Below are 7,140 nucleotides of genomic sequence, written 5' to 3'. Positions count from 1 at the left end.
TAAAGGCAAAGTGCCCGGCCTCACCCCCGCCACGCTGGATTGGAGCGCGCAGGACATCGCCTATTATCTGGAAACCGGCTTTACGCCCGAATTTGACAGCGCCGGTGGTCACATGGCCTCGGTGGTCGAAAACGCTGGCCACCTGACAGCTGATGACCGCGCCGCGATCGCAGCCTATCTGAAGGCCCTGCCCGGCAAGTGATCCGCCAGCCGCGCGCCGGGGCGCTGCCCCGGACCCCGGGATATTTATGCGAAAAAGAAGCCGGGATTTCTTCTTCGTGAAAATATCCCCGCCGGAGGCAGCCTGAGCGGCCCCGAAGGGCCGCGAGGCATGTCTTGCGCCGTCAGGCGCGCTATTGATTTCAGGACAGGCCGAGTTTCTTCATCCGGGCGTCGCGCAGGCGGGCGAAATCGTCGCCGGCGTGATAGCTAGAGCGCGTAAGCGGCGTGGCCGAGACCATCAGGAAGCCCTTGCCATATGCGGCTTTTTCATAAGCCTTGAATTCGTCCGGCGTCACGAACCTGTCGACCCGGTGGTGTTTCGGGGTCGGTTGCAGATACTGGCCGATGGTCAGGAAATCGATATTGGCGGCGCGCATGTCGTCCATGACCTGTGTCACCGCCTGACGGTCTTCGCCGAGGCCGACCATGATGCCGGATTTGGTGAACATCGACGGGTCCAGTTCCTTGACCCGCTGCAACAGGCGCAGGCTGTGGAAATAGCGGGCGCCGGGGCGGACTTCGGGATAGAGGCCGGGGACGGTTTCAAGGTTGTGGTTGAACACGTCCGGTCTGGCGGCCACGACGACCTCGACCGCTTCGGGGCCGCATTTCAGGAAATCGGGGGTGAGGATTTCGATCGTGGTGTCGGGCGACTGGCGGCGCACGGCGCGGATGGTCTGGGCGAAATGCTCGGCCCCACCGTCATCGACATCGTCGCGGTCGACGCTGGTGATGACCACATGCTTGAGGCCCAGCTTTTTCACCGCATCGGCAACGCGGCCCGGTTCGAACACGTCCAGCGCATCGGGGCGGCCGGTGGCGACGTTGCAGAAGGTGCAGCCGCGGGTGCAGATCTCGCCCATGATCATCATGGTGGCGTGGCCCTGGCTCCAGCATTCGCCGACGTTGGGGCAACCGGCCTCTTCGCAGACGGTGGTCAGGCCGTGATCGCGCATGATCTTGTGGGTGTCGGCATAGCCTTTGCCACCCGGGGCCTTGACCCGAATCCAGGCCGGTTTCTTGGGTTGCTCATTATCAGGGCGGTGTGCCTTTTCCGGGTGCCGCTGATCGGGAAGTTTCAGGTCGCGCATAGGGTTTCCTCACAGTTGTCTCCTGAATACTGCGTTTTGTGCGGAAATGTAACGTCCGATTTCGCATGGCTGCCTTGAATTGTCGCAGTCTACCTATTCCCGGTTGAGCATGATTTAGAATCATTCTAACCAAAGGGCGGAACCATCTTACCAAAGGCGCCGGCCGACTCGCCGCTGCCTGCTAACCAAAGAGGAACACGACATGAAAGCCGGTATCCGCGTCCCCGACGTTACCTTCCGCACCCGCGTCCGCGACGACAGCATCGAAGGTCCGAACCCGTTCAAATGGGAAGACAAAACCACCGATGATTATTTCAAAGGCAAGCGCGTCGTGCTGTTCTCGCTGCCCGGTGCGTTTACCCCGACCTGCTCGACCTACCAGCTGCCCGGTTATGAAAACGGCTTTGGCAATTTCAAAGCCGAAGGGATCGACGCGATCTACTGCATGTCGGTGAACGACAGCTATGTGATGAACAAATGGGCCGAAGCGCAGGACCTGAAAAACGTCAAGGTCATCCCTGATGGCTCGGGCATCTTCACCCGCCGCATGGGCATGCTGGTTCAGAAAGACCCCGAAGGCTTTGGTGTGCGCTCGTGGCGCTATGCCGCCGTGGTCAATGACGGCGTGATCGAAGCATGGTTCGAAGAGCCGGGCCTGCGTGACAATGCCGATAACGACCCCTATGGCGTGTCCTCGCCCGAGACCGTTCTGGCCTGGCTGAAAGAACACAGCGTGGCCGAAGTCGCCTAAGCCTTTGACGACAGATCACGCGTCGGGCGGCAACGCCCGGCGCGCTTTTTCGATCAGGCCCTGCCCCGCCTCGCGCAGCAGCGCGGCCAGATCGGCGAACCAGCCATCATCCTGAGACAATCTGCGGCGCACAAGACCGATGGTCCGGTGCGGCTCGGCGCCCTGAAAGCGGCGCAAGCACAGATCGGGCGAGGCCGCCTGTTCCGAGGCCAGCGCCAGTTCCGGCAGGAAGGTCATGCCGAACCCCTGCGCCACCAGCCCGCACAGCGTCGCCAAAGACGAGGCCCCCAGATCGACCCGGGTCTGCTCGCGTTTCAGGGCGCAGACCTCAAGCGCCTGATCGGCAAGGCAATGGCCCTCGTCCAGCAGCAGCAGACGGTCCGGGTTCAGACCCGCCGGTTGCAGACGGTCGCCCACCGCCGTCAGCATCCGGTCGGTGCCAGCCAGCAGAAAGCGATCCTGAAACAGCGGCGCCTCGAACAGGCCATCTTCGCCAGTGGGCAGGGCGACGATCGCCGCATCCAGCCGCCCCTGCGACAAGGCCGCCAGCAGAATATCGGTCTGGGCCTCGCGCACGCCCAGTTCCAGCGTCACGTTCGACATCCTGAGCAGCGGCAGCGCCTCGGGCAGAAGATAAGGCGCGACGGTCGGGATCACCCCCAGCGTCAGCTTGCCGCCCAGACCGCGCTGCCAGCGGGCGGATTGTTCAAGTTGCTGCATCTCGGCCATCACCTGTCGGGCGTGGCGCAACAGGTCATGCCCGGCCGGGGTCAGCACCAGACCGCGCGGCTGGCGCTCGACCAATTGGCTGCCGACCTGACCTTCCAGTTCCTTGATCTGCACCGACAGCGCCGGCTGGGTCACATGCATCGCCTCGGCGGCGCGGCCGAAATTCCCGACCTCGGCCAAAGCGATGAAATAGCGGAGTTGTTTCAGCGTGATGTTCATAAGCTTATCTTATCTGAACCGGGCGTTGGCGCAACTTGCCACAATACCGAAACCGCACCTGAAACCGCCGCAGCGTCGGGTCCGCTCGGGCCTTTTACCCATCCGCAGGGGCGGCTATGCTGGGCGAAACAACAGGGGCAGACAGATGGCCAAATCGCCGCTGGGCCGGATACAGGATCACCTGAAACAGATCGTCTATGGCGGCAATGACGGCATTGTCACCACCTTTGCCATTGTCGCCGGGTTCGCCGGGGCGCAGGCCGATGGCGTGGCGCAGGTTGGCGGCGTGGCGGTCATTCTGTTCGGGTTGGCCAATCTGTTTTCCGACGCGGTGTCGATGGGGCTGGGCGATTTCCTGTCGTCACGTTCGCAAGACCAGATGTTCGCACAACGCCAGCGCTGGGTTCTGTCGCATATCCAGTCCGACCCCGACAGCGCCCTGAGCGAGATCATCGTGCAGCTTGAACTGCGCGGCATGGCGCCCGATGCCGCCGCCCGTGCCGCGCGCGAGATCATGACCAGCCCACAAGCCACCGCGGAACTGCTGATCGGCAACAACGGCAAATCCACGCGGAAACAGGACCATCCGGCGCTAAGCGGGCTGGTGACCTTCGCCTCCTTCGTCGGTTTTGGCGTGTTGCCGCTGCTGCCCTATCTGTTGGCCGAGGCCGGACCGTTCAGCCTGGCCCTGTCCTGTTTCGCGACATTGACCGCGCTATTCATGCTGGGGCTGCTGCGCGGCGTGGCCACGGGCGAGCCGATCAGCCGCTCGGTTCTGGAAACCATCTCGGTCGGCAGTATCTGTGCGGCAGTGGCCTTTGTCGTCGGTCTGCTGGTCAGCGCCTAACCCGCGCCCGGCGTCAGCCTGCGGATGCAGATATAGCTGAGACCCGCCATCAGCGCCGCGGTGAACAGGCACAGCGGCAGGCCGCCGATCTGATAGCTTAGCCCCGACAGCAAGGTGCCGGTCAGCCGCCCGGCGGCGTTGGACATATAGTAAAACCCGACATCCATCGTGACGCGCTCGGCCTGCGACAGGGCGAGGATCAGATAGGAGTGCAGCGACGAATTCACCGCAAAGACAAAGCCGAACAGCATCAGCCCGGCGATGACCGCCGCCGTCAGCCACGGTTGCGGCCCGGCCAGCGCCAGCGCCGCCAGCGCCAGCGGGATCAGCGTCAGCCCCGCCACCCAGCGCGTGGCCAGCCGGGCAATATCGCTGAGCGGTTTGTCAGAGGCGCGCAGCAACCGCGGCGCCCAGGCCTGAACCGCGCCATAGCCGATGATCCACAGCGCCATGAAGCTGCCGATCTGGAAGAACGCGGCGCGGTTGCCGGCCTCGGACCCGTCCGACAGCACGGCGTAGAAATAGATCGGGATGCCGACCACGAACCATACATCGCGGGCGCCGAACAGGAACAGCCGTGCCGCCGACAGCCGGTTGATGTCGCGGTTCTTTGAGAACACCTCGGTGAACTTGGCGCCCTTCTTGCCACGCGGCAGGCCCGCTGGCATGAACAGTGCCACTGCCGCCAGGATCACTGCCAGCGCCGCCGCCATCGCCCAGACCGAGGCGGTGAACCCCAGCGCCCCTAAAAGCACCGTGCCCAACAGGAACCCCAGCCCCTTGACCGCGTTTTTCGACCCGGTCAGCACCGCCACCCAGCGAAACAACGCGCCATCGCCCGACGGGGCCAACAGCTTGACCGCCGATTTTGACGACATTTTCGCCAGATCCTTGGCCACGCCGGACACGCCCTGCACCGCCATCACATAGATGACTGACCCAATCAGCCCCCAGCCCGGATCAAGCTGCGCCAGCGCCACCAGCGCCGCGATCTGCAACGCCAGCCCGGCATAAAGCGTCGAGGTCAACCCGAACCGCGCCGCCAGCCAGCCCGCTGACAGGTTGGTGACCATGCCCATCACCTCATAGAGCAGGAACAGCCATGCCAGTTGGATCGGCGAAAAGCCCAACTCGTGAAAATGCAGCAGCACCAGCATCCGAAGCGCGCCGTCGGTCAGCATGAACGCCCAATAGGCCGCCGTGACCGCAGCGTAAGCGGCCAAGCCGCGCGGTTTCGCGTCGTTTCTCACAGGCTGTCAGCCACCATGCGGGTGACATCGACCAGACGGCAGGCATAGCCCCATTCATTGTCATACCACGCGTAAAGCTTCAGATGCGTGCCGTTCACCACCATCGTCGAAAGCGCGTCGATGATCGTGCTGCGCGGGTCGTTGGTATAATCGCAAGACACCAGCGGCCGTTCCTCATAGCCCAGAATCCCGGCCAGCGGGCCATCGGCATAGGCTTTGAACAGGGCGTTGACCTGATCCACGGTGACTTCGCGCTCAAGCTCGAACACCAGATCGGTCAGCGAGGCATTCAGCAGCGGCACCCGCACGGCGTGGCCATTCAGGCGGCCTTTGAGCTCGGGATAGATCAGCGTGATCGCCGTGGCCGAGCCGGTGGTGGTCGGGATCAGAGAATTCAACGCCGAGCGCGCCCGGCGCATGTCCTTGGCGGGCTTATCGACGATGGTCTGCGTGTTTGTCACATCATGAATTGTCGTGATAGACCCATGCTTTATGCCGATTTCTTCATGTATAACCTTGACCACCGGCGCGATGCAGTTGGTGGTGCAGGACGCAGCGGTGACAAGATGATGCACCGCAGGGTCATAAAGGTGGTGGTTGACGCCATAGACGATGTTCAGCGCGCCGCCATCCTTGACCGGGGCGCCAACAACCACCTTCTTCACCCCGGCCTCATAATAAGGGGCGATCTTGGCGCCGGTCTTGAACACGCCGGTGGTTTCGATCACCAGATCGACACCCAGTTCGGCCAGCGGCAGGTCTTCGATCCGGGCGGCATTGGTCACGCGCATGGTCTGGCCGTTTATGGTCAGGCTGTCAGCGCCGTGGCTGATATCGGCGGGCCAGCGGCCATGGACGGTGTCGAACTCCATCAACAGCGCGTGCTGCTCGGGCGAGCCCGCCAGATCGTTGATCAGCACCACCTGCCCCGGCACGCCAGCGTCGAACAGCGCCCGCAGCACCAGTTTCCCCATCCGGCCCATGCCGTTGATTGCGATATTTACCATTGTGTTATTCCTTTTCGGGCGGTCTCAGGCCGGATCATCGGTGATCGGGCGACCGATATCATCCAGGTGTCGTTGCAGGCTCAGCTTGTCCAACTGGTCCAGCGGCAAGGCGGCAAAGGCCTGAATGCGCTGGCGCATCCGGGCGTAGGTCTGGGCAAAGGCCAGCGATTTCTCGGCCTCGGTGCCCTGTTGCTTCACCGGATCGGGCAGGCCCCAATGCGCGGTAACCGGCTGACCGGGCCATGGCGGGCAATCCTCGTTCGCAGCGGCATCGCAGACGGTAAAGACGAAATCCATCCGGGGCGCCTCGGGGGTCTGGAACTCGGCTATCGACTTGGCGCGCAGCGGCGCGATGTCATGGCCGTTGCGCGTCAGCAGCTCGACCGCGAACGGGTTCAGCGTTGAAAACGCCGCCGTGCCAGCGGAATAGGCGTTGAAGCGATCGCCGCCCAGATCGCGCAACAGCGCCTCGGCGAAGATCGAGCGGGCCGAGTTGCCGCTACAGATGAACAGCACGTTAAAGGGCGTCTCACGCATGGCGCGTCCTTTCAAAGCAGCCCCGTCCTGCGGGGCAAGGCACAAATCCGGCCTCCCGCGACAGCAGTCAGCCACTAGAAAATCGACCAGCGCCCCCATCCGCGCCATATCGGCGCTGTAATGGATGGCGCGCCCGTCGCGCCGCGCATGGATCAATCCCGCCGCCTCAAGCGCCGCCAGATAGACCGACAGCGTGTTGGGTTTCAGCCCCAGCGCAGCGGCCATTTCACCCGGCCGCGCGCCAACCGGCCCCCGCCGCACCAACAGCCGATAGACCGACAACCGCCCGTCATGCCCAAGCGTCGAGAGAATCGATGTCGCGTTATTTAATTCCATAATTCATGAATATTAGAATTATGTGACAAACGCCAGCCCGACTGCGCCCAAATGTCCGCCTTATTTCCGCCTCAATTTTGCCAGCCCAGTGACACTGTTCCGTGATCTCCTCTTCCCATTCCCCATCCGCGAAACGAGATGGGAGTGAGGC

Annotated in this window: 7 protein-coding genes and 1 pseudogene; 3 read left to right on the top strand and 5 right to left on the bottom strand. The window is 63.1% G+C overall.

All coding sequences use genetic code 11. The features are described from left to right. Positions 1-202, top strand: a pseudogene (locus ABYW26_RS08135) (diacylglycerol kinase); the annotation flags it as partial. A gap of 160 nt (positions 203-362) precedes the next feature. Here the strand turns inward: ABYW26_RS08135 and lipA are convergent. Beyond that, positions 363-1,313, bottom strand: coding sequence for a lipoyl synthase (gene lipA, locus ABYW26_RS08130; protein ID WP_372604270.1), 951 nt, complete (start codon positions 1,311-1,313; stop codon positions 363-365). 202 nt (positions 1,314-1,515) lie between these two features. Between lipA and ABYW26_RS08125 the strand changes: the two genes are divergently transcribed. Continuing rightward, positions 1,516-2,064 carry a peroxiredoxin gene (locus ABYW26_RS08125; RefSeq protein WP_372604269.1) on the top strand — a complete coding sequence of 183 codons (549 nt, stop codon included), beginning with the start codon at positions 1,516-1,518 and terminating at the stop codon, positions 2,062-2,064. Positions 2,065-2,079: 15 nt separating this feature from the next. On the opposite strand, the gene ABYW26_RS08120 is transcribed toward ABYW26_RS08125, so the two are convergent. Then, the gene (locus ABYW26_RS08120; protein ID WP_372604268.1) at positions 2,080-3,012 is read right to left on the bottom strand and encodes a LysR substrate-binding domain-containing protein; all 933 of its coding nucleotides are present in this window, start codon (positions 3,010-3,012) and stop codon (positions 2,080-2,082) included. A gap of 145 nt (positions 3,013-3,157) precedes the next feature. On the opposite strand from ABYW26_RS08120, the gene ABYW26_RS08115 reads away from it, so the two are divergent. Further along, the gene (locus tag ABYW26_RS08115) at positions 3,158-3,859 is read left to right on the top strand and encodes a VIT1/CCC1 transporter family protein (RefSeq protein ID WP_372604267.1); all 702 of its coding nucleotides are present in this window, start codon (positions 3,158-3,160) and stop codon (positions 3,857-3,859) included. Here ABYW26_RS08115 and arsJ read toward each other — a convergent pair. The 3 genes from arsJ to ABYW26_RS08100 are packed head-to-tail and all read right to left on the bottom strand — an operon-like array spanning position 3,856 to position 6,989. Further along, the gene (gene arsJ, locus ABYW26_RS08110; protein WP_372604266.1) at positions 3,856-5,109 is read right to left on the bottom strand and encodes an organoarsenical effux MFS transporter ArsJ; all 1,254 of its coding nucleotides are present in this window, start codon (positions 5,107-5,109) and stop codon (positions 3,856-3,858) included. The two genes, ABYW26_RS08115 and arsJ, sit on opposite strands and share 4 nt — an antisense overlap. After that, a complete protein-coding gene (locus ABYW26_RS08105) occupies positions 5,106-6,116 on the bottom strand; it encodes an ArsJ-associated glyceraldehyde-3-phosphate dehydrogenase (protein WP_372604265.1) in 1,011 nt (336 codons plus the stop codon). Before ABYW26_RS08105 ends, arsJ begins: the two co-directional genes overlap by 4 nt. Before the next feature lie 24 nt (positions 6,117-6,140). Continuing rightward, positions 6,141-6,989 (bottom strand): ArsR family transcriptional regulator, encoded by an 849-nt coding sequence (locus tag ABYW26_RS08100; protein ID WP_372604264.1) that lies wholly within the window; start codon positions 6,987-6,989, stop codon positions 6,141-6,143. Between the last annotated feature and the right edge of the window lie 151 nt (positions 6,990-7,140).

This window comes from Actibacterium sp., assembly GCF_041584535.1.
GTDB lineage: Bacteria > Pseudomonadota > Alphaproteobacteria > Rhodobacterales > Rhodobacteraceae > Actibacterium_D.
The sequence above is the reverse complement of the archived record's forward strand: the minus strand, read 5'-3'. Positions and strand labels throughout refer to the sequence as shown.